The sequence below is a fragment of the Microbacterium halophytorum genome, assembly GCF_002970975.1.
GTDB lineage: Bacteria > Actinomycetota > Actinomycetes > Actinomycetales > Microbacteriaceae > Microbacterium > Microbacterium halophytorum.
Genome location: NZ_KZ672982.1, coordinates 459,865 through 482,193 on the forward strand (window position 1 = coordinate 459,865; position 22,329 = coordinate 482,193).

14 protein-coding genes and 2 tRNA genes are annotated in these 22,329 nt (G+C 72.3%); 6 read left to right on the top strand and 10 right to left on the bottom strand.

The window, feature by feature from the left end; genetic code table 11:
• Positions 1–13 precede the first annotated feature (13 nt).
• The 5 genes from C0010_RS02200 to C0010_RS02220 all read right to left on the bottom strand — a co-directional run bounded on the left by C0010_RS02200 (position 14) and on the right by C0010_RS02220 (position 5,805).
• Positions 14–90: transfer RNA gene (locus C0010_RS02200), tRNA-Met, on the bottom strand.
• A gap of 134 nt (positions 91–224) precedes the next feature.
• Positions 225–1,328, bottom strand: a complete 1,104-nt coding sequence (locus tag C0010_RS02205) for a ThuA domain-containing protein (protein WP_105565387.1) — start codon at positions 1,326–1,328, stop codon at positions 225–227.
• A 244-nt stretch (positions 1,329–1,572) separates the two neighbouring features.
• Positions 1,573–1,649: transfer RNA gene (locus C0010_RS02210), tRNA-Met, on the bottom strand.
• Between the two features lie 62 nt (positions 1,650–1,711).
• Complete coding sequence (locus C0010_RS02215; RefSeq protein WP_105565388.1) at positions 1,712–4,660, bottom strand: UPF0182 family membrane protein; 2,949 nt, start codon at positions 4,658–4,660, stop codon at positions 1,712–1,714.
• Between the two features lie 56 nt (positions 4,661–4,716).
• Positions 4,717–5,805 carry a YlbL family protein gene (locus C0010_RS02220; RefSeq protein WP_232531672.1) on the bottom strand — a complete coding sequence of 363 codons (1,089 nt, stop codon included), beginning with the start codon at positions 5,803–5,805 and terminating at the stop codon, positions 4,717–4,719.
• A gap of 195 nt (positions 5,806–6,000) precedes the next feature.
• On the opposite strand from C0010_RS02220, the gene C0010_RS02225 reads away from it, so the two are divergent.
• Positions 6,001–7,377: a zinc-dependent metalloprotease gene (locus C0010_RS02225; protein ID WP_105565571.1), complete on the top strand. Its 1,377-nt coding sequence runs from the start codon at positions 6,001–6,003 to the stop codon at positions 7,375–7,377.
• Between the two features lie 117 nt (positions 7,378–7,494).
• Positions 7,495–8,376, top strand: coding sequence for a hypothetical protein (locus tag C0010_RS02230; RefSeq protein WP_105565389.1), 882 nt, complete (start codon positions 7,495–7,497; stop codon positions 8,374–8,376).
• A 50-nt stretch (positions 8,377–8,426) separates the two neighbouring features.
• Here C0010_RS02230 and C0010_RS02235 read toward each other — a convergent pair whose 3' ends face one another.
• Both C0010_RS02235 and nudC read right to left on the bottom strand, forming a co-directional pair.
• Positions 8,427–10,181, bottom strand: coding sequence for an ATP-dependent helicase (locus tag C0010_RS02235; protein WP_105565390.1), 1,755 nt, complete (start codon positions 10,179–10,181; stop codon positions 8,427–8,429).
• Positions 10,178–11,095, bottom strand: coding sequence for an NAD(+) diphosphatase (gene nudC, locus C0010_RS02240; protein ID WP_105565391.1), 918 nt, complete (start codon positions 11,093–11,095; stop codon positions 10,178–10,180). The genes C0010_RS02235 and nudC overlap by 4 nt, the downstream gene beginning before the upstream one ends.
• 64 nt (positions 11,096–11,159) lie before the next feature.
• On the opposite strand from nudC, the gene C0010_RS02245 reads away from it, so the two are divergent.
• The gene (locus C0010_RS02245; protein WP_105565392.1) at positions 11,160–12,401 is read left to right on the top strand and encodes a protein kinase family protein; all 1,242 of its coding nucleotides are present in this window, start codon (positions 11,160–11,162) and stop codon (positions 12,399–12,401) included.
• Between the two features lie 129 nt (positions 12,402–12,530).
• Here the strand turns inward: C0010_RS02245 and C0010_RS02250 are convergent, their stop codons facing one another.
• Both C0010_RS02250 and C0010_RS02255 read right to left on the bottom strand, forming a co-directional pair.
• Positions 12,531–15,914 carry a UvrD-helicase domain-containing protein gene (locus tag C0010_RS02250; RefSeq protein ID WP_105565393.1) on the bottom strand — a complete coding sequence of 1,128 codons (3,384 nt, stop codon included), beginning with the start codon at positions 15,912–15,914 and terminating at the stop codon, positions 12,531–12,533.
• Positions 15,915–15,940: 26 nt separating this feature from the next.
• A complete protein-coding gene (locus tag C0010_RS02255) occupies positions 15,941–19,225 on the bottom strand; it encodes an ATP-dependent helicase (protein ID WP_105565394.1) in 3,285 nt (1,094 codons plus the stop codon).
• A 172-nt stretch (positions 19,226–19,397) separates the two neighbouring features.
• On the opposite strand from C0010_RS02255, the gene C0010_RS02260 reads away from it, so the two are divergent.
• Both C0010_RS02260 and C0010_RS02265 read left to right on the top strand, forming a co-directional pair.
• Complete coding sequence (locus C0010_RS02260; RefSeq protein WP_105565395.1) at positions 19,398–19,622, top strand: DUF3107 domain-containing protein; 225 nt, start codon at positions 19,398–19,400, stop codon at positions 19,620–19,622.
• A 5-nt stretch (positions 19,623–19,627) separates the two neighbouring features.
• Positions 19,628–19,918 (top strand): hypothetical protein, encoded by a 291-nt coding sequence (locus tag C0010_RS02265; RefSeq protein ID WP_105565396.1) that lies wholly within the window; start codon positions 19,628–19,630, stop codon positions 19,916–19,918.
• A gap of 42 nt (positions 19,919–19,960) precedes the next feature.
• Here C0010_RS02265 and C0010_RS02270 read toward each other — a convergent pair whose 3' ends face one another.
• Positions 19,961–20,671 (bottom strand): ferritin-like fold-containing protein, encoded by a 711-nt coding sequence (locus C0010_RS02270; RefSeq protein WP_105565397.1) that lies wholly within the window; start codon positions 20,669–20,671, stop codon positions 19,961–19,963.
• A gap of 176 nt (positions 20,672–20,847) precedes the next feature.
• Between C0010_RS02270 and C0010_RS02275 the strand changes: the two genes are divergently transcribed.
• Positions 20,848–22,311, top strand: a complete 1,464-nt coding sequence (locus C0010_RS02275; RefSeq protein WP_105565398.1) for a DEAD/DEAH box helicase — start codon at positions 20,848–20,850, stop codon at positions 22,309–22,311.
• Positions 22,312–22,329: the final 18 nt, after the last annotated feature.

Consider the following 22,329-nt stretch of genomic DNA (forward strand, 5'->3'; position numbering starts at 1 on the left):
CGAGACTTCCGTTTGGTTGCGGGGGCAGGATTTGAACCTGCGGCCTCCGGGTTATGAGCCCGGCGAGCTACCGAACTGCTCCACCCCGCGTCACGCCTTCCAGCCTAGCACGCGGGTGAGCGGCCGGCGGATCGCGCCGGATGCGGGCGTGTCCGACCCCGGGCCGACCGAGCCCCACCCGCCCGGACAACAGGGCGGTGGGGAGCCCGGCCGGGGCGGAGGGCTCAGCTCTCCGCGAGGACCCCCTGCCATTCGATGAGGTCATCGATCTTCTCGGCCAGGACGTCGTCCTGCAGGCCGTGGGACTTGCCCCTCGCCTGCGTCAGCGTACGGATCGCCGCCGCGTGGTCACCGGAGTCCGCCTTCTCCTGCGCCGCCTCGAGGTAGTCCGCCACCTGCGCGGACAGCTTCTCCGCGCGGGGCGAACCGTCCGAAAGGCCGTCGACGATGCCGTCGACCTCGCGGAACGTGACGCAGTTGCCTCCGCCGATGTCGTCGATCACGCCTGCGGTCCACTCCAGCCCGACGAGGATGTGCTCCATGAAGTCCGGGTCGCTGTACGCCTCATCGACGTGGCCGGCCCCCTCGTACCAGGTGCGCCCTCCTTCGAAGTTCTGACACCACGAGAGCGGGTGGTCATCGCCCATCGCGAGCCCGCCCGGCTCGTACGTATCCTCGTCAAGGGTGATCAGGACGTTGACGTTCTCGCGCGGATTGACGGTGTACGAGTACCACTCGTCATAGCGCGTCCACTCGGTCGGCAGGTGCGCCACCGACAGGTTCCCGGTGTTCTCCACGACCATGGTGGCTTCCTGTTGCCTGGGGTGACCGAGGAACTCCGCACCGCCGCCCATCATCGCGGTGTACCAGGGCACGTTGTGCATCGTGTCGGTGGCCGCGTGCAGGCCGAGCACCCCGCCGCCGCCGCGCACATACCCCTGCAGGGCGGACACGTCAGCGGGGCTCAGCAGGGATGCCGAGGCCGGGCTGTTCGCGTTCGTGCCATCGACCGGCGAGTCGAACACGATGGAGCTGTACTGCTGCAGGTTCTCCGTGCTGGAGAACGGGTTCTCCGTGAGGGTGCGCTCATCGCGCGAATCCCACACATCGACGGTGAAGCCGCGATCCTCGCCCGCCTCGATCAGCGCCGTGATGGTGTGCGGAATGTGCGAATGACGGAATCCCTTCGTCTCGCCGACCACGAGGACCTTGTATTCGCCGTCGCTCTCGCCTTCGTCGGCGACCACCGGGCTCGCGGCCAGCAGGAGCCCCGCCGCAGTCCCCGCCGCCGCGACCAGTGTGCCCGCGCGCATCGTTCGTCTGTTCATGGTGCCTCTCCTTTGAGGTCGATGATGTGAGCTTCCGAGGGAATAGGTTGTCACTACCTACTTATTCATCGCCACCGTAGCGAGGTCGGACGATCGCTGTCAAGGCTTCGGGAGCGCCGTGAGGCAGCCGCTCGACGCCCCGGCAGCGGAGCCCGGCCGAGCCGACACCCCCTCCGCGGCATCCGGTGCCGGAAAAGAGAGAAGTCTCGGGACATCGAATGAACGATGTCCCGAGACTTCACATTGGTTGCGGGGGCAGGATTTGAACCTGCGGCCTCCGGGTTATGAGCCCGGCGAGCTACCGAACTGCTCCACCCCGCGTCACGCCTTCCAGCCTAACACTCGGGTGAACAGTCGTCGAATCGAGCCCCCTCCGACGCGCCCTACGGCGTGTCGCCCTCGAGTTCGAGCAGCGTCTCGACGGCGTCGCCGAGCTTCTCGTTGGCCTCGGCGATCGCAACCTGGTCGCCGGACGAGATCGCGTCGTTGCGCTCCTGGAGCGCGCTCTGCGCCGCGGCCAGCGCCTCCTGGTAGGCCTCGGTGCCCTCGACGCCGGTGCCGCCGGTGTCCGGCTCCGGCTGCTCGGAGTCGTCCGGCTGATCGGCCTCGCCCGTGTCGGGCGTCGGCTGGTCCTCTGCCTCATCCGGATCGGCCTCCACATCGGAGTCGCCCGTCTCGGCGCCGGAGTCGCCGCCGAAGATCTGGTCGAGACCGTCGGCGAGCGTGTCGGTGAACGCGAGCTTGTCGCCGAAGGACACGAAGACGCGTTGCAGCAGCGGGTACGACGTGCCTGCGGTCGACTGCACGTAGACCGGCTGGACGTACAGGAACCCGCCGCCGACGGGAACCGTCAGCAGGTTGCCGAGCGCGAGCTCGCTGTCACCGAGCTGCAGGATGTTGCGCTCCTCCGCGATCGACGGATCGGAGTCGAACGTGTTCTGCACCTGGCCGGGGCCGGCGACCGTCGTGTCCGACGAGATCTGCAGCAGGCGAAGGGTTCCGTAGTCCTCCCTCACCTCGCCCGCTGTCGAGCCCGCGTCGGAGTCAGCCGCGAGATAGCCCAGCAGCACGTTCCGGCTGTCCTCGCCCTCGCCCGGCGGGATGAACGTCGTGTACAGCGAGTACGACGGATCGTCCTGCGTCGGCATCTGCATCGTCAGGTAGTACGGCGGCTGCTTGACCTGGTCGTTCTGCGGGTCGTTCGGCGTGTTCCACACGTTGTCGCGCTGGTAGAAACTCGCCGCGTTGTCGACGTGGTAGACGCCGAGCATCTCGCGCTGCACCTTGAACAGGTCCGTCGGGTAGCGCACGTGGCTCATCAGCTCGCCCGACATCTCGGAGATCGGCTCGAGCGTCGACGGGTAGACCTTCTGCCACGCCTGCAGCACCGGGTCCTGGTCGTCCCACGCGTAGAGCGTGACCGATCCGTCGTATGCGTCGACCGTCGCCTTCACCGAGTTCCGGATGTAGTTGATCTCGTCGAGGCGCACCTGCGGCTGCGGCACGTTCGAGTCGCTGATCGCGTCGCCGAGGCCGACGGGCGTCGAGTAGGGGTAGTCAGCGCTCGTCGTGTAGCCGTCGACGACCCACTTGACGCGGCCGTCGACGACCGTCGGATACGGGTCGGAGTCGACCGTCAGGTATGGCGCGACCTTTTGGACGCGCGTCACCGGGTGGCGGTCGTACAGGATCTGCGATTCCTCGTTGACGTACTCGGAGAGGAAGATCTGCTCCGACTGGAACTTCAGCGCGTAGATCAGCTGGTTGAACAGGTTCCCGACGCTCGGGCCGCCCTCGCCCGTGAACGTCGTGCGGGTCTCGCTCGAGCCGTCCTCACCGCGGGCGTAGTCGAGCTCGAGCGGCTCCTCGCCCTCCGGCTGGCCGACGATCGAGTACTCCGGCGAGTTCTCGCCGAAGTACACGCGCGGCTCGTATTCCATATCGCTGAAGATGCCCGTCGTCGGGATGCCGCTCTCGAGGAACACCGGCCAGCCGTCGGTCGTGCGGGCGTTGCCCTTCGCGGCGACGAGGCCGTAGCCGTGGGTGTAGACCATGGCGGTGTTCTGCCAGGTCTGGCTGTCGAGGTTCGACTGGTTCAGCTCGCGAACCGACACGACGGTGTCCTGCGTCTCGCCGTCGACCTCGTAGCGGTCGACGTCGAGCGTCTGCTCGAAGCTGTAGTACGGGAAGTGCTGCTGCAGCTGCCGCACCGTCGGGCTGATCACGGCGGGGTCCATCAGGCGCAGCGACGTGGTGGTCGCCAGGTCGTCGCCGAGCTGGCCCGCCTCGGTCGCCGTCTCGGCCGCGTAGGACTCGACCTCGATGTCGTCGATCCCGTAGGCCTCGCGGGTGCCGTCGACGTTGCGCTGGTAGTAGTCGCTCTCGTAGGCGTACTGGTTCGGCTGGACCTGCAGCGTATTGATGATCGCGGGGTAGGCGACGTTCACGACGAGCGCCGTGACGATGAGGAGCCCCGTGCCGATCAGGGGAAGCCGCCAGCGGCCGATGAACGCCGTCACGACGAACAGCGCGGCGACCAGGATCGCGACGATCGCGAGGATCGTGAGGCCGGGGATCTCGGCATGCGTGCCCACGTAGCCGGGGCCCGTGATGCGGTCGCCCGCCTCTGTGAGCTTCGCGTAGCGGTCGAGCCACAGGCTGACGCCCTGCAGGAGCAGGTAGAGCGCGGCGATGATGGCGATCTGGAAGCGCGCCGCCTTGGAGATGCGCAGCTCCCCCTGCCCGATGCGGACCGAGCCGTAGAGGTACGACACGACGATCGTGAGCACCAGGCTCAGCAGCACGACGGCCGATGCGAAGGCCACGACGCCCGCATAGAACGGGAGGTCGAACATGTAGAAGCCGAGGTCGTGGCCGAACTCGGGGTCGACCTCGCCGACCTCGCCGCCGTTGATCCAGAGAGCCGCGGTCTCCCAGCTCGACGACGCCGAGAATCCCGCGAAGAGGCCGAAGAAGATCGGGATGCCCCAGGTCGCGAGGCGGCGCAGCGGCTCGATGACCTCCTGGTACCGGTCGAGCTGCGAGCTCAATTGTGCGTAGACGGGGCGCAGCCGATGCGCGAGGGAGATCGACAGCCACAGCGGCACGGCCATCGCGACGAAGCCGATGACGAACATCAGGGCGCGGGCGCCCCACTGGGTCCACATCACGCCGGCGAAGCCGAGCTGCTCGAACCAGAGGACGTCGGCGTACAGGCTCGCGAACACGAAGAAGGCCGCGACGAGCGCGGCGATCACGATCACTGCGATCGTGATCACCCTCCTCACCGGGCTCGGCGGACTTTTGGGCGTCGGCGCTGTCGTCGAAGTCACCCGTCCATCCTATGAGCGTTTCTCATGACCCGGCTGACAGGCGGGCACCGGATGGGCTACGGCGCGGAGCAGGTCGGCAGGCCGCGCGTGTCGCCGTCCGCGATCGCCGCGACGGCATCCTCCGCGTCGCCGAGCGTCGATACGGAGAAAACGCTCAGCCCATCCGGAACGTGGCCGACGACCTCGTCGCAGTTGTCGGAGGGGGCGAGGAACCAGTCGGCCCCCGCCTCGCGGGCGCCGTACAGCTTCTGCCGGATCCCTCCGATCGGCCCGACGACGCCCTCTGCGTCGATCGTCCCGGTTCCCGCGATGTTCTCGCCGCCCGTCATCGGCCCCTCCGTGAGGGTGTCGATGATGCCGAGGGCGAACATCGTTCCGGCGCTCGGGCCGCCGACGTCGTCGAGCTGGATCGTGACGTCGACGGGGAAGTCGAAGGTCGTCATCGGCGCCAGCATCACGCCGATCGCCCAGCTCTCCTCGCCATCGATCTCCGCCCTCTCGGGCCGGATGCTCGCCGTGCCCGCCTCGCCGTCGCGGGTGTAGGCCACCTCGACCGGCGCGCCGTCGCCGGCATCGATCACGCCGCGCAGCTCCTCGGCGTCGGCGACGGGCTCGCCGTTCGCCGCCGTGATGACGTCTCCGGCCTCGAGCTCCCCGTCGGACGGCGCGCCCTCCGTGACGCCAGCGACCGCCAGCTCCGTCGAGCTGGGCACGTCGTAGCCGAGCTCGATGAGCGCGGCGGCGGTCGCCTCCGCCTGGGAATCGACCATCATCGCCGCGTTCTGCGCCTCGCGGTCCTCCGTCGTGACGCCCTCGGGGAACACGGAATCGAGGGGGACGACCGCCTTCGACCGGTCGAACCAGGCGATCGCGAGCTCGAACCAGCTCGGCGTCTGCTCGCGGTTCCCGAGCACCTGGACCGTGGTGAGGTCGAGGCTGCCCTCGGTCTCATAGGTCTCGGCGTCGTGCACCTCGATGAGCGGCAGCTCCTCGCCGTCGGAGCTGGCGACAGTGCCGATCGTGTTGTAGACGGGCCCCGGCTGCTGCACGACGAACGACGTGGGCAGGAAGGCCATGCCGAACAGTGCCACGAGCGCGATGGCCAGCGACGTCGTCCCGACGACCGCTCTTCTCGTCTGCTTCACCGCTGCCGCGCTCCTCGTCTCGTCCCGCCCGTTCGCGGGAGGCGTATCCGCACACCCCCGCCGGACCGGCGGCTCGCACTAGCGTAGAACGTGACAACCTCTCCGCACGCTGACAGCGGCGCACGAAAGGCGGCTGACGTGACCAGCGACGACTCCCCCCGTGACGACGACGATCTGCCCGAGTTCCTGCGCAGGATGTTCGAGAACGCCGGTGCAGGCGAGAACCCCTTCGCGGGCGGCATCGACCCCGAACAGATGAAGCGGCTCTCCGAGCAGCTCGGCGCATCCGGCATCGACCCCGCCATGTTCCAGCCGCTGATGGCCAGCATGCAACAGGCGTTCTCGCAGGCCGGCGACGACGGCATCGCGTGGGACGCGGCGAAGCGCCAGGCGCTGCACCTGGCGAACCAGGACGGCCGCGCGATCACGACGGGCGCGAAGGCCGACCTCGACCAGGCGTTCGCGTTGGCCGACCTGTGGCTCAGCGAGGCCACCACGATCTCGGAGCTGGCTTCACCAGCACGGCCGATCACGCGCGGCGAGTGGGTCGAGCAGACCCTGCCGGTGTGGCAGGAGCTCGCCGAGCCGGTGGCCACGAGCATGGCGGACGGCCTCATCGAGGCCCTGCGCGCCCAGTCCCCCGAGGACATGCAGCAGATGCTCGAAGGCGCGGGGCGGATGCTCCGATCGATCGGCGGGCAGATGTTCGCGGCCCAGCTCGGGCAGGTGATCGGCAGGCTGTCGCGCGAGGTCGTCTCGGGCGGCGACGTCGGAATCCCCGTGATGCCCGCCGGCACGGCCGCGATCGTGCCCCAGAACTTCGAGGACCTCGGCAGGGGCCTCGAGATCCCCGACGACCAGCTCGCGCTCTACGTCGCGGCCAGGGAGTTGGCCCACGCCCGCCTGTTCCGGCACGCCAAGTGGCTGCGGCTGCAGGCGATCGCCCAGGTCACCGATTTCGCCCGCGGCGTCGACATCGACGTGGAGCGGCTCGAGGACCTCGCCGCCCGCTTCGACCCCGAGAACCCCGAGGAGCTCAAGACCGCCCTCGAGTCGGGAGCCCTTCTGCCCGAGCAGTCGGAGGCGCAGAAGCACGCCCTCGAACGGTTGGAGACGCAGCTCGCGCTGATCGAGGGCTGGGTCGACGTCGTCACGGCCGAAGCCACGAGTCGGATGCCGGGCGGAGACCGATTCACCGAGGTCATCCGGCGCCGGCGCGCCGCAGGTGGGCCGGCGGAGGACGCGCTCGAGGCGCTCGTCGGGCTGCGACTGCGGCCGCGCCGCCTGCGCGAGGCGGCGGCGATGTGGCGCGCCGTCACCGACGCCGTCGGCGTCGAGGCGCGCGACTCGCTGTGGGACTACCCCGACATGATGCCGAACGGGGGCGACATCGACGACCCGAGCGCGCTGATCGCACGGCTCGAGGCGCGCGCCCGCGGCGAGGACCCGGCCCCGGACGACATGGACCAGGCGCTCGCGCAGCTGCTCGCGGAGGAGGCCGACGGCGGGTCGCCCGATGGCGAAGGAACCGGTGACGGCGAGCCGGGGAGCGGCGACAAGCCGCAGGCATAGCAGGGGCGGGCGGGAGAGCCCACCCCTGCTTCGTCCCCAGGTCGATCCGCGACGGGATCCGAGGATCCGATTGTGGATAACGCGGCCCGCCGTGCCCGCCGGCGGCACAATCGCGGTATGTCCCTCGTCCGCATCGACCCGCGACACGGCCCCCTCTGGCGCGACACGCGCACGCTGCAGTTCGGCGTGAGCGGCTCGCTGAGGCTGCAGGACCCTGCGCCGTGGCAGGAGCGTGCCGTCGACCAGCTCGAGCGCGGCATGGCGTGCGAGTCCGCCGCATGGCTGCTCGGGCACCCCGAGCGGCTCGCGCACGCCGTCGGCGGTCCGACGACCGGGCTCGCGTCGCTCCTGGCCGCGCTCGAGCCCGTGCTCGAGACGATCGAGCCCGACGGTTCCGGCGTCGGCGTCCGCACCGCGGATGCGGTCGCTCCCGAGATCGCCGGCACGGTCGTCGATGCGCTCTCCGACGAGGGCTGGCCGGCGATCTGGCTGACACCGGATGAGGAGCCCGTCGACCCGGCGACGCCGATCGTGCTGATCGGGGCGAACGCGCTCCCGCCGCACCTCGGGGCGCGGTGCGTTCGTGCCGACGCCCCGCACCTGCCGATCGTGTTCGACGCGGCGGGCGCGCATATCGGCCCCGTGGTCGTACCGGGCACCACGGCCTGCCTCGCGTGCCTCGACCGGCACCGCACGGACGCCGACCCCGCGTGGCCTGTCCTGGCCTCTCAGCTGCTGCTGCGGGAGCCCCCGCGCGTGGCGATGTCGCTCGCCGTCGAGTCGGCGGCTCTCGCCGCGCGGCTGCTGCACGACGGCCCCGACCATTCGGACGGTGAGGCGGTCACCGCGTCGGCGCTGATCGAACATCGCAGCGCGGGTCGGGGCGGGCGTGACCACACCCGCCGCTGGTCGTCCCATCGCCCTCATCCCGAGTGCCTGTGCCGTGCACCGGTCGCCGCGGGAGCGGCTGCGACCGCTCACCCGCGGCGCGCCGCGTAGCCTCGGATCGCCGAGGGACCGAGTCGGAGCGGCTCAGCGCCGACGTCTCACTAGGCTTCCGGCGGCCGGAGCACCGCCGAGCCGGCGCCCTCGCGGAGCGCACGAGGGCCGAGGATCTCGCCGAGGAAGCGCGAGGGCTCCCTCTCCATGCGGCCCGAGCCGCGCGCCCACGTCACCGAGAGGGTCCGCGCCGCGCGCGTGATCGCGACGTAGACGAGGCGCCGCTCCTCATCGATCTGCTCCATGGTCGTCGCGTACGAGATCGGCATCAGCCCCTCGGCCGCGCCCGCGACGTGCACGTGGGGCCACTCGAGGCCCTTCGCCGCGTGGACCGTCGCGAGGGTGACGGTCTTCAGCGCCGGCTCGTGCTGGTCCTTGGCCCTGGCCAACAGGTCATCCGCGAACGTGCGCAGAGTCGTCCCGCGCGGCGCCTCCTCCGCGAGCCGGAGGATCGCCTGGCGCGCCTCCCAGCCGCTGCGCAGCGCACCACCTGCCTCCGGCGCCTCTTCCGTGTGCCCGAGGCCGCGCAGGACGTCCCGCACGTTCGCGATCCGCACGGCGTCCTCCCGCGTGCGCCCGGGGACGAGGTCGGCGGCGAACGAGGTGCTGTCGGGCGCGACCGCGGCGCCGCGCAGGCCGAGCACCGCCTGCCGCACCTCCGGCATGTCGAAGAAGCGCGTGCCGCCGAGCACCGTCGTCGCGATGCCGCGGGCGGCGAGCGCCTGCTGCAGCGTCGCGGACTGCGCGTGGATCCGGTACAGCACGGCGATCTCGTCGGGCCCGGCGCCGTCCGCGATCTGCTTCTCGATCGCAGCCGCGACCGCCTCGGCCTCTGCCGTCTCATCGGCGTACGCCGCCACGCGCGGCACGGGCGCGTCCTCCCCCGAGCCGTTCGCGACGAGGGTCAGAGCCCCCGGCCTCCCCTTCATCAGGGCGTTCGCCGCATCGACGATCGCGGGCTCCGAGCGGTAGTTCCGCTCGAGGCGCACGACCTTGGCGTCCTGGTGCGTCCGTTCGAAGTCGAGCAGGAAGCGCGCGTCGGCGCCGGTGAACGAATAGATCGTCTGGCTCGCGTCGCCGACGACGCAGAGATCGCGGCGGTTGCCGAGCCACAGCTCGAGGAGGCGGTTCTGCAGCGGCGAGACGTCCTGGTACTCGTCGACCGTGAAGTGGCGGTACTGCTCACGGACCGCCGTCGCCACCTTCGGCTCGCCCTCGAGCATGCCGGCGCACGCCAGCAGGACGTCCTCGAAATCGAGCTGCCTGCGCTCGTCCTTGAGCGACTCGTACGCGCCCATGAGCGCGACCAGCGCGTCGGTGCCGAGCCGGCCCACGCTGCGCCCCAGCGCCGCATACGCATCGATCGAGCGCATGGTCACCTTCCGCCACTCGATCTGGGCGGCGACGTCGCGCAGGGTTGCCGTGTCCAGCCGCATTCCGAGGCCGTCGGCGGCGTGCGCCAGCATCCGGACCTTGTTGTCGATGATCTTCGGTGCGACGTCGCCGGCGACGGTCGGCCAGAAGTAGTTCAGCTGGCTCAGCGCCGCCGCATGGAACGTGCGGGCGACGACGCCCTGCACGCCGAGAGCGCGCAGCCGGCCGCGCAGCTCGCCCGCTGCCTTGGTCGTGAACGTCAGCGCCAGGAGTCGGCTCGGCGTGTATGCGCCGGTGTCGACGCCGTGCGCGATGCGGTGCGTGATGGCGCGGGTCTTTCCCGTTCCGGCGCCCGCGAGGATCGCGACGGGGCCGCGCAACGTCGAGGCCGCCTCGCGCTGCTGCTCATCGAGTGCGTCGAGGGCGCTCACGCGACGGAGGCCTCGGCACCTGCGGCCTCGTGCTCGGCCCACCCCCGGATCAGGCGGTGCGCGATCGACACGCGCCCGGGCAGCCCGAAGTCGGTCTCACCCCGCAGCCCCGCGCGGATCTCGTCGCGCGAGAACCAGCGCACGTCGATGATCTCGGTGCCGTCGGCCCGCACGCCGTCCTCCGTCTCGGCGACCGCGCGGTAGCCGAGCATCAGGGAGCGGGGGTACGGCCACGGCTGCGACGCGATATAGCGCACCTCGCTCAGCCGCACGCCCGCCTCCTCGAACAGCTCCCGGTGCACGGCGTCCTCGAGCGACTCGCCCGCTTCGACGAAGCCGGCGAAGCACGAGTACATCTCGCCGTTCCAGGCCGCGTTCGCGCCGAGCAGGATCCGCTCGCCGTCGACGCTCTCCGGAACGACGATCACCGCGGGGTCGGTGCGCGGGAAGAGCTCGCGACCGCATCCGGAGCACGTGCGCGCCCAGCCGGCCGTCGTGAGCGGCGCCTCCGAGCCGCAACGGGGGCAGAAGCGTTCGGCGGCGAAGCGCCCGATGCTGACCGCGGCCGTGAACGCGCCGAACGCCTCCGGCGACAGCTCGCCAGAGCGCCGCAGCGTCAGCCACCCCTCGTCGAGGCCGGGGATCGGCGCGTCCGGACCGGCGGCGACCGCCGCGAGCACCGCCGAACCCTCCGCGTCCCGGCCGAGGAACGCCCAGTCGATCGGTGCCTCGGCGCGCTCCCGGATGTCGGAGGGCGCGAACCAGCCGAGGCCGTCCCCCGAACGGGGTGCGGCGTCGCCGTGCACGAGGAGCACCCGGGTCGCCGGGTCGGCGAACGCCCGCTCGATCACATCCCTGCGCTCCCTCTCCCCTGCCGCGCGGTCGATGCGTCCTGAGGGGGCGGGCTGGAACATGCGGTGCTTCTCCTTGCGGGCGTGGCGTGGAGCATTCTGCGGCGTCCGACCTAACCTGAATGCCATGGCGCGCTCTCCTCTCACTCTAGCGGCGGCGGTCACCGCGGCGGTTCCCGGCGCAGAGATCGACGGCACCCGCCGCCTCACGGCAGGGGGCGACGAGCGCTACGACTCGGCCGTCGCGACGCTCGCGGACGGGCGGGAGGCGGTCATCCGGGTCCCCTCGGACGACGAGGCCGACCAGGAGCTGGCGGCGCAGGTCGTCGCGCTGCACGCCCTCACGGCGGGCGTGCGCCGCATGCTCCCGGTCGACGCGCCGGAGTTCCTGGGGCAGACGGGCCTCGACGGCTCCCGGGCCGTCGTCACGACCATGCTCCCCGGCTACCAGATCGACGCGGCGGCGATCCCGCCTGGTGACGGCGCCGCGCGCTCGCTCGGCCGCACTCTCGCCGCGATCCACGCGCTCCCGGCCTCCGTCGTCCGCGCCGCTGGTCTTCGCGAGCGCACGGCGGCCGAGGTGCGCTCCGACGCTGGGCGCGTGCTCGATCGGGCAGCCGCGAGCGGGCACGTTCCCGTGCGGCTCACGGTGCGCTGGCGCGAGGCCGTCGACGACGACCGGCTCTGGTCGTTCGAACCGGCCGTGGTGCTCGGCGGCGTCGGTGCGGCGGCGTTCCTGTACGGGGACGACGAGCGGGGCGCCCCGACCGTGACGGGCGTGTACGACTGGCACGGCCTCGCGATCGACGACCCGGCCGTCGACCTGAAGTGGCTTTCGACGGCGCCCGAGGCGGAGGAGCACGTGCTCGCCGCGTACGCCGACGCGTCGCACCGTGCGCCGGATCCGGCCTTCGCCGCGCGCTCGCGCCTGCACGCCGAGATGGAGTTCGCGCGCTGGCTGCTCCACGGCGCCGACGCCCACCGCGACGACATCGTCCGCGACGCGGCCGCACTGCTCGACGCGCTGGCCCAGGACGTCCGCGACTACGGCCTGCTGGACGACCTGCCGCGGAACGGCTCCGGCGGGGTCGACGACGCGATCGCTCTGCTCGGCCGATTCCCCGGCCGCGCGGAGCAGCAGCATCCGGCGACCTCGATGGAGACCGACGCATACGCGCCCGAGGACCTCGCGTTCGCCGGAGGCTGGCACGCCGACGGCGCACGCGAGGAGGACGCCGCCCCCGAGCGGACCGCCGCGGACGAAGAGGAGCACCGGGTCGCGCAGTCGGAGAACGAGACGCAGCCGGTCGAGCTCGGCGAGTTCGAGCGCGACGTCCTCGCCGACGGAGCCGACGCCTCCGACCGCTGACGCGGCTGCGTGCCGGCGGCCGTCGCCCGACAGCGCCCCCGTCTCAGATTCCGCGCCACGTGGGCCGCGAACGGCGCGTCATCTGCGACCCGGACGGACCTCAGACGCCCGTGTGCGGGTGGGCGGGCGTCACGAGACCGCGCGCGCGGCCGCCCAACGGGCGACGATCTGCTCCTCACTCGCCGCGCCCCCGCTCTCGCGGAGCACCAGGTCGTCGGCGACGTAGTAGAGCGCTACGTCGATCAGGTCGAGCGGCACGTCGTGCCGGCGGTGATAGGCGAGCCGGTACAGCGCGAGCTGGATCATCCGCTCCTCGCGCTCCTCGGCCGTGCGCGGCGCGCGACCCGTCTTCCAATCGACGATCTCGATGCGGTCCCCGCGCCGATACACGGCGTCGAGCTTGCAGATCACGATGTGCGGCTCGCCGTCGCCGAGGTCGATCGCGAAGTCGATCTCGGTCTCGACCTCGAGCGGCTTGAGCCCCGCCCACTCGCTCCGCTCGAACGTGTCGCGCAGTCGCGCGAGATCGGCCTCGTCGGCCCGCGCTGCGCCGGGACCGCGCCCTCGGCCGTCGGCGGCGCCGTCGGCGGTCGTGCCGAAGCCGCCGAACTCGTCGTCGGTCTCCCACAGCGCGTCGTCGAGCGACGGCCCGGAGCCGACGAGGCCGGATCGCTGCTCGACCCACTGGTGGAACAGCGTGCCGAGGCGGGTCTGGCGATAGGGCCGCTCGGGCATGGGGCGGGCGATCTCGTGCACCGTGCCCGAGTAGTCGGTCACGAAGTCCTTGAACCGCGAGGCGGGCAGGCGCGTGGGCGGGAGCCCCGCGGCCGCGCCTTCGCGGAGCTCCCGCTCTTCGAGCAGCCGCCGGAGGCGATCGCTCGGCGCCGCGGGCGCCACGGCATCCGCGGCGATGGCTTCTTCGGCCAGCCGGGCGGCCGACGCGACGGCGGCGCGCCGCGCGCCGAGCGGGTCGAGCGGCCAGCTGATGGTGCGCCCCTCCCCCTCGTACGGGTTCTCCTCGCCGGGCTCGGCATCGATGGGCGGCATTCCGAGCTCGTCGAGCACGTCGACGAGGTACTCGCTCGGCCGTCGCGGCGTCCTGCCGCCCGACCAGTACGAGCCGGACAGCAGCAGCTGCGACTTGGCGCGGGTCACCGCGACGTACGCGAGCCGGCGCTCCTCCGCCAGGTCGTGCGCCCGGTTCTGCTCCTTGAACGCCTTGATCTCGCGCGACAGCGCCCTGCCGTCCTCGCCAGGCTCCCAGTCGAGCATGGGCAGAGCGCGCGCGTCGCCGCGGAACTCGTACGGCAGCTGCCCGAAGCCGAGCCAGCCCGACGTCGACTTCGGCTTCTTCGGGAGCTCCTCCGCGACGAGCCTCACGACCGCGACGGCGTCCCATTCGAGACCCTTGGATCCGTGGATCGTCAGCAGCTGCACGACGCCGGGCTCGGGCGGTTCGCTGCGGGGCTTCAGGCCGTCGCTCCCCTCGGCGTGCGCGAGCCAGGCGAGCAGGCTGCCGATCGTGCCGTGCTCATCGGCCGCGAGGAAGCCGCGCACCTCGTCGCCGAAGGCGCGCAGCTGCGTGGCCGCCGTGCGCGCCGAGCCGCGGCTCTCGTTCGCGGCGAGCTCGATGTCGAGCCTGAGCTCGAGCTCGATCAGCCGGATGACCTCGGCGACCGGCTGCCCTGCCGCCGCGCGGAGCCGGTCGAACATGCCGGAGGCCTCCCTCATCCGGGCTCGACCCTCGGGCGTGATCGCCGCGAACAGGCGGTAGTCGTCGGGCAGTTGGCGCAGCATGTCGAGCGCGTCGATGATCGACACCTGCTCGTCGGCACCCGTCGAAGAGCGGATCTTCTCGCGCATGTCGTCGCTCAGCGGTGCGAGCGCCTCATCGCGCTGTGAGAGCGCCGTCGCGAGGTCGTAGAGCGCCCCCATGTCGGCGACACCGATGCGGAAACGAGGGCCGACGAGCAGCCGGATGAGGGCCGAGCCCTGCGTCGGGTCGTGCACGACCCGGAGGGCCGAGACGACGTCGACGACCTCTGGCGTCGACAGCAGGCCGCCGAGCCCCATGATCCGGTGCGGCACGCCGCGACGGTCGAGCGCGTCGGCGAACTTCTGCATGTGGCGCTTGGCCCGGAACAGGATCGCGCCCGTGTGCGGTTCCTCGCCCGAGTGCGCGCCGCGCGCGGCCGCGAACCATTCGGCGACGGCGTCGGCCTCCTCGTCGACGGTCAGCTCGTACCTGGCGTCGACGAGGCCCTCGCCGACGCCGGGGCGATCCTCGAGCGGCTCGACGCGGAAGCCGCCCTCCGCTCGCAGGGGCGCGAGCACGCGGTTCGCGGCCGCGAGCACGCGCCTGTCGTTGCGCCAGCTCGTCATCAGGTCGTACCGCTGCGCCGAACGCTCGCGGACGAAATCGCGAGCGAACGCCGGAAGGTTGTCGGCGCTCGCGCCGCGCCACCCGTAGATCGACTGATTCGGGTCGCCGACCGCCATCACGGCCCCGTCGCGGAAGACGGAGGCGAGCAGTTCGGTCTGCGTGACCGACGTGTCCTGGTACTCGTCGAGGAGCACCACGCGGTACTGCTCGGCCAGCTCCCGGCCGACCTGCGGCGTCGACTCGATGATCTCGAGAGCGCCCGTGACCTGGTCGGCGAAGTCGAGCACGCCGCGGCGGGACTTCTCGGCCCCGTACTCGCCGACGAGCGTCAGCAGCACGCCGAGCGCCCGCAGGTTCGCCGCGGCCCCCCGCGCGTCGGCGTTCGTCGCGACGGCGGCCATGGCCTCGCCGAGCTCGGCGGCGCGGGCCGCGACCGCCGCGGCGTCGGCCCTGTGGTCGAGCACGTCACCGGCGAGCGACTTGACGCTGTCGATGATCGTCGTCAGGCCCTGGTCGAGCTCATCGAGGCCCGCCTCGTCGGCGCGCATCACGATGTCCCGGATGATGAGCCACGACGCCGAGTCGCTCAGCAGTGCGGCCTCGGGGTCGCGGCCGATGCGGGCGGCGTGCTCGCGCACGATCTGGTCGGCGAACGCGTTGTAGGTCGACACCCGCGGGCGGTCGAGGACGCCGCGGAGGCGGGCTCCCGACTGCGGATCCCACCCCGTGCCGAAGCGGTCGGCCAGTTCGTCGAGCACGGCTCCGTGCGCGCCGGCGCCGCGGTCGGCGGCCGCGCGGACGCGTGCCAGGTCGGATCCGTCGACGATCTCGTCGAGGTGCGGCAGCAGGCCGCGGTCCGCGAACTCGGCGACGCGCTCGAGCCGCGCCGAGATCCGCTCGGCGAGCTCGCCGGCGGCCTTCCGCGTGAAGGTCAGACCGAGGATCTCGCTCGGAGCGACCAGCCCGTTCGCGACGAGCCAGACGACGCGGCCCGACATCGTCTCGGTCTTGCCGCTGCCGGCACCGGCGACGACGAGGGCCGGCGCCATCGGCGCCTCGATCACGCCCTTCTGCGCGTCGGTCGGCGACGGCAGCCCGAGGGCGGCCGCGATCGTACGCGCCCCGATCATGGCTTCGGTGCGGGGTTCGGGGGTGCTCACGAAGCACTCACCGCCTTCACGGTGTGGGGCCGGCAGAGGGTGGGTCGATGCGACCCGTTGCAGTGCGCCTCGACGTTCGCCGTGAAGGCGGCCGCCGACATTCCGCGCGCCGCTTCGACGACGCGGCGCAGGAAGGCATCGCGCTGCTCCGGTTCGAAGGCCGGTTGGTGTGCGACGCGGTAGGCAGCGGCGCCCGTCGCCTTCGAGACGACGACGAGCCGTGCCCCCGCGAGCGCTCCGGGTTCCGCGCCGGGCACGAGCCCGGCCTCGACGGCGAGCTGATACGCCGACAGCTGCGCGTCGTCGACGACCTTCGGGTCGCCGAGGCGGGCCTCGTAGCGGCCGGTCTTCAGGTCGGCGATGACGACCTGCTCGGCCGCCGATGCGTTGCGCGGCGCGATCGGATCCCACGTGCGCCCGCGGGCCCCGCCGTGGTCGCCGTGGCCGAGGGGGTAGGACTCGACGCGGTCGATCGTGCCCCGGATGAGCGCGATCGGGCCGAGCTCTTCGGGGCGCCGCGCGCCCTCCGGTACGCCGATCACCCGGGGCCGTTCGGCCTCGCCGTCGGCGCCGGCGTCGCCCGGCTCCGGGTCGAAGGGGACCACCACCTGGAAGTCGGCCTCGGTCGCGAGGACGCGCCCCCCGTCGGTCGCCGCGGCGCTCGCATACCTGTGCAGGTTCTGCAGGGAGCGCTCGACCTGCTCCCTGCTCTGCTTCTCGATCCACGCCGCCTCGAACTCGAGCTCGCCCCAGCGCTCGTCGACGACGCGACGCATCGCGTCGATGTCGCCCGTCGGGGACGCCTCGAGTGCGGCGTGCAGGATGGTGCCGATGCCCGTCGACGCCGATTTGTCGGTGTCGCCGCCGAGCACCCGGATGGCCCAATCCAGGCCGCAGTCCTCGAACGTCTGCATCCTCGACGGCGACACGCGCACGGGCCGTTGGCTCGGATCGATGAGCGGAGCGTCGCTCGTCGGCGCCGCGGTGCCGTACCAGTCGGCGGGCGCCGCTCCCGGCACTCCCTCCCGCGCGAGCACCGCGAGCTGCCCGGCGGCGGCCGCCCGCTCCGCGCCGTCGCGCGACGTCGTGAGCGTGCGTCGGTGGGCCGCGACGAGCCCGCGCAGGGTGAGGGGGTGTTCGCGCGCCGCCGCGAACTCCGCGTCGCCCCCCGCGTCAGGCACGAGGTCGAGCAGAGGGCTCGGGGCCTGGTCGTCGTCGCCGACCGCCGTCAGCAGCAGGCGCGACCGGGCGCGGGTGATGGCCCGGACGAACAGCCGCAGCTCGTCGTGCAGCACGGCGCGGCGGCGATCGATCGCCCCCGCGGCTTCCGGCTGATCGCCGACCGCGACCTCGAGCGCGGCAGGGAGGCGCCAGGCCTCGAGCATGCCGCCGCGGAGCCGCACGTTCGGCCAGACGCCGTCCTGCAGCCCCGCCACGACGACGGCATCGAACTCGAGGCCGAGCGCCGATGCGGGCGTGAGCAGCGTCACGGCACCGCCGCGATCGGGCGCGCTCAGCGAGTCCTCCGGGACGTCGCTGTCGAGGATGTTGTGGATGAAGCCGGCCGGCCCCTCCCCCGGAGAACGCTCCACGTAGCGCTTGGCGGCGGCGAACAGTGCGACGAGCCCGTCGAGCGCACGCGACGTCTCGGCGGCGAGAGGGCGCGACGACGACGCGAGCTCGCGCCAGGCGTCGTCGAGCCGCCTGCCGGTGGGCGTGCGGGCGCGGTCCCAGGCCTCCCAGAGCAGCTCGTGGATCGTCGCTCCCTCGTCGCCCATCTCGCGCAGCCGCGCCAGCGTCTGGCCGAAGCGCTTCGCCGAGCGGGCCTCGGGCGTGTCGATGAAATCGAACAGCTCGGGCGCCGCAAGGGCCGAGGCCAGCAGCTCCCTCGCCGAGGTCGTGCCGCCGTCGGCGAGCTCGCGGTGCCGCATCCGCGCGCGGAGGCGGCGCAGCGCGACGCCGTCGAAGCCGCCGTACGGCGAACGCAGCGCCGCGACGAGGGCGTCGGCGTCGCGCTCCCCGGGCGCGAGGAGCCCGAGCCGCACGAGTTCGACCAGCTCGCGGACGGCGCGCTCGCCGCCCAGCGGGCGCTGCACGCCTGCCGCTCGCGTCGGCACCTCGCGCGCCGCGAGCTCGGCCTCGAGAGCGACGATCTGGCGCGTGTCGTGAGCGACGACCGCCATGCTCCGCCACGGCGTTCCGCCGTCGAGGTGCCAGGAGCGCAGCTCCCACGCGATCCGGTCGGCTTCCTCGTAGGGCGACGCCGCCACGATGCGGCCGACGACGCCGGCCCCGTCGACCTCCGGCCCCGGCGCCGATCGGTGCTCGACGCGACCGCCCGCGCCGATCTGGGCGGTCACGACGCGGGCGAGCCGTGCGATCGCCGGGTGTGAGCGATGGCCGTCGCCCAGCACGAAGACCTCTCCGAGCGACGCCGCGAGCCGTGCGAACAGCTCGGGCGCGGCCCCGCGGAAGGCCCCCGACCCGATGTCGGGGTCGCCGAAGGCGACGACTGCGACGCCGCGCACGCGCAGCGCCTCGACCAGCGCCACACCGCCCGCGGTGAGCTCCTGAGCGTCGTCGATCAGCACGACGCGGAGGCCGTCGATCTCGCCGAGCCCTCCTGCCGCTTCGTCGGCGAGGGCGGACGCGGCGTCGCGGTAGAGCTCCGAGCTGTCCCTGTGCGCGTCGCGCATGCCGGCGAGCACCGTGCGGTAGTCGCGGACGAACTCGGCGACGGCGGCCCACGCGTCGTCGCCGAGCGACGCGAGCACCTCCGGCTCGACGCCCCGCTCGGTGAGGTCGCTGAGGAACGCGCGCAGCTCCGCGCGGAACGTCGGCGACCGGCGGACGAGCGTGCCGAGGGACGCCGGCCAGCGCCCCCTGCCCTCGAGCTCGTCCTCTTCGTCGCCCGCGAGGATCTCGGCGATGATGCGGTCCTGGTCGGCGCCCGTCAGCAGCTGCGGCGAGGCTTCCCCGCGGCGAACGGCGTCGGCTCTCACGATCTGGAACGCGAGCGACCCGACGGAGCGCGCGAGCGGCCCCGGCGTCGCGACGCCGACGCGCACGCCGAGCCTGTCGCGCAGCCGCGTCGCCGACGCCCGCGTCGGCGTCAGCACCACGAGCTCGCCGGGGGCGGTGCCGCCGGCGAGCAGCCCGGCCGCGCGCTCGACGAGAGCGGCCGTCTTGCCCGTGCCCGGAGCGCCGATGACGGTTCCGGATGCCCCGGCGGGTAGGTCGATGACCGCGAGCTGTTCGGGTGTCGGCTGGAAGGAGTCCACGCTCCCACGCTAGCGATGCCCTCCGACATTCCGCCTCCGCGACGGCGACGCGCGGCGCCCCCCGACGCGCGTTCGCCCTCAGCGTGCGCGCGGCCGCCCGCGCCGCGGCGTGCCATAGGCTGAACGGGACGCCGGCACGCGCCGGTGCGCACCGCGTAGAAAGGCAGCCACCGTGGACATCCGCATCGGCCTCACGAACACCGCCCGCGAGCTCAGCTTCGAGTCCGCCGACACCGCGGACGCTGTCAAGAAGGCGATCGCCGACGCCCTCGCCAAGGGCACCGTGCACATCGAGCTCACCGACGCCAAGGGCGCGGTCTACCTCGTCCCGACCGCGAACATCGCCTACGTCGAGCTCGGCGCCGAGTCGAAGCGCCCCGTCGGCTTCGTGAACTGAGCGCCGTGTACATCCTGCTCGCCCTCATCGCGGCCGCGGCCATCGGCATCGGCCTGCACTTCCTGCTGCCGCACCGCGACGAGCGCGGCGCGGTGCTGACGCCCGGTGTCGCGGTGGCCGTGGCCGCCGCCGCGTACTCGGGGCTGACCTGGGCGCAATGGGGCGAGGGCAACGTCTGGCTCTGGGTCGTGACGCTGGTCGCTTCCGCCGCCGCGGCCGCCGCCGTCACGTTCGTCCTCGCGTCCCGCCGCACGCGGCACGACGCCGAGGAGCGCCGCCGCGCCGGCATCGCCTGAGGCCCTCACCGCCGAGGCCGCGGCGCGCGAACGCCCGACCGCTCAGGCGTTCAGGCCGAGTGCGTCCATCCGGCGCGCGTGCGCGGCCATCAGCGCCGTGAAGACCGGCTCCACGCGTTCCTGGTCCGACGCGAGGCGCTCGGGCACGAGCGCGCTGCGAGCGATCAGGAGCGTGTCGCCGACGAGGCGGCGCGCCCACATCGACAGCAGGTCGCGCCACTCGTCATCGCCCGCGATCGTCTCGCGCAGCAGTTCCTCGATCTGCTCCCTGTCGGATGCCTCGCCGAGGATCTTCTCGACCCGGCGCCCCGTCTCCCCGTAGCTCGAGGCGAGCGCGAGGTAGAAGTCGTCGAGCATGCCGGCCGTGATGTGCACCGACAGCATCGTCTCCCTTGGCCTCGCTCCGATCGTCTTGCCCCGGAACGCATCTAGCTGCTCGCGGAACGGCTCCATCACCTCGGTCGGCTCCCCGACCCGGTCGGAGATCACGTCGACGAGCTGGCGGTGCTTGCGGAGCGCGCGCCCCGCCGCGAGCGAGATCGCCTCCTTCTCGGCGAGGCCGGGAGTGGCGCGCACCAGGCGGCCCAGAGTCTCGAAGTAGCCGAGCTGCAGGTACGCGGCCTGGCCGAGGAACGTCGACGCCTCCGGGGCGAGCTCCGCGAAGTCCACGCGCTGTGCGTCGCCCATGTCCCCACGAGCGCGGAGCCGCAGGACGCGCGTCGGCCGCCGCCGCTTCCAGAACCAATTCACCACGTCGACAGCATAGGGCCCGCGCGCGCCGCGGAGCCGTGCGCTCCCGCCGATCGCCAGGGGCGTGCCGTAGGCTGGTGGCGGCCCCGGCGCACGGACCGGGGCGCCGCGCCTGGGGAAGACAAGGGCGTGGGCCCTCACTTCGAGGCGGCGATCGCCGCCGGACAGGCATTACTCACGTGACACGATTCGCAGAGCTCGACATCGAGCAGGACATCATCGACGCGCTCGGCTCCAAGGGCATCGAAGAGGCTTTCCCGATCCAGGAGCAGACGATCCCTCTGTCGCTTCCCGGCCAGGACGTCATCGGTCAGGCGAAGACCGGAACCGGCAAGACCTTCGGCTTCGGCATTCCCGTCGTGCAGCGGCTCGGCGCCGAGCCCGAGCCCGGCGTGAAGGCGCTCGTCGTCGTTCCCACCCGCGAGCTCGCGGTGCAGGTGTACGAGGACATGGACCTCCTCACGTCGAACCGGCCGACGAGCGTCGTCGCCATCTACGGCGGCAAGGCGTACGAGGGCCAGATCGACCAGCTCAAGGCCGGCGCCCAGATCGTCGTCGGCACCCCCGGCCGCCTGATCGACCTCGCCAACCAGCGCCTCCTGGACCTCTCGAACGCGACCGAGGTCGTGCTCGACGAGGCCGACAAGATGCTCGACCTCGGCTTCCTGCCCGACATCGAGAAGATCTTCTCGATGGTCCCTGCCAAGCGCCACACCCAGCTGTTCAGCGCCACCATGCCCGGCCCGATCCTCACCCTCGCGCGCCGTTTCATGTCGCAGCCGATCCACATCCGGGCCACCGACCCGGATGAGGGCCTCACTCAGGCGAACATCAAGCACGTCATCTATCGGGCCCACTCGCTCGACAAGGACGAGATGATCGGCCGCATCCTGCAGGCCGAGGGCCGGGGCAAGACGATCATCTTCACGCGCACCAAGCGCGCCGCCCAGCGCCTCGTCGACGAGCTGAACGACCGAGGCTTCTCGGCCGGCGGCGTGCACGGCGACATGGGTCAGGAGCAGCGCGAGCGCTCGATGGCCGCGTTCAAGGCCGGCAAGAAGGACGTCATGGTGGCCACCGACGTCGCCGCCCGCGGCATCGACGTGAACGACGTCACGCACGTGATCAACCACACGATCCCGGACGACGACAAGGCGTACCTGCACCGTGCCGGCCGCACGGGTCGCGCCGGCAACGAGGGCACGGCCGTGACCTTCGTCGACTGGGACGACATGCACAAGTGGGCGCTCATCAACCGCGCGCTCGAGTTCGGCCAGCCCGAGCCCGTCGAGACCTATTCGTCGAGCCCCCACTTCTACACCGACCTCGACATCCCCGAGGGGACGAAGGGCCGCGTCTCGGCCGCCCCCAAGTCGGACAGGCCGCGCCGCGGTCGCGGCGGCGACCGCCCGCAGGGCGGTCAGAAGGGCGGCGCGCCGGCGGACGGCGACGAGAACCGTTCGCGCCGGCGGCGCAGGCGCTCCGGCGGCGAGCAGGCGGAGATCGCGGCCGACAGCGGCGCGGGCGCGGGCACCCACGACGGTGCGGGCAGCGAGCACCGCGACGGCAAGTCGGGCGGCTCCGGCCGGCGGCGGCGCCGCCGCCGCAGCGGAGGCTCGAACGAGCCGTCGACCGGCGCCTGACGCGGGCACCGACAGCAC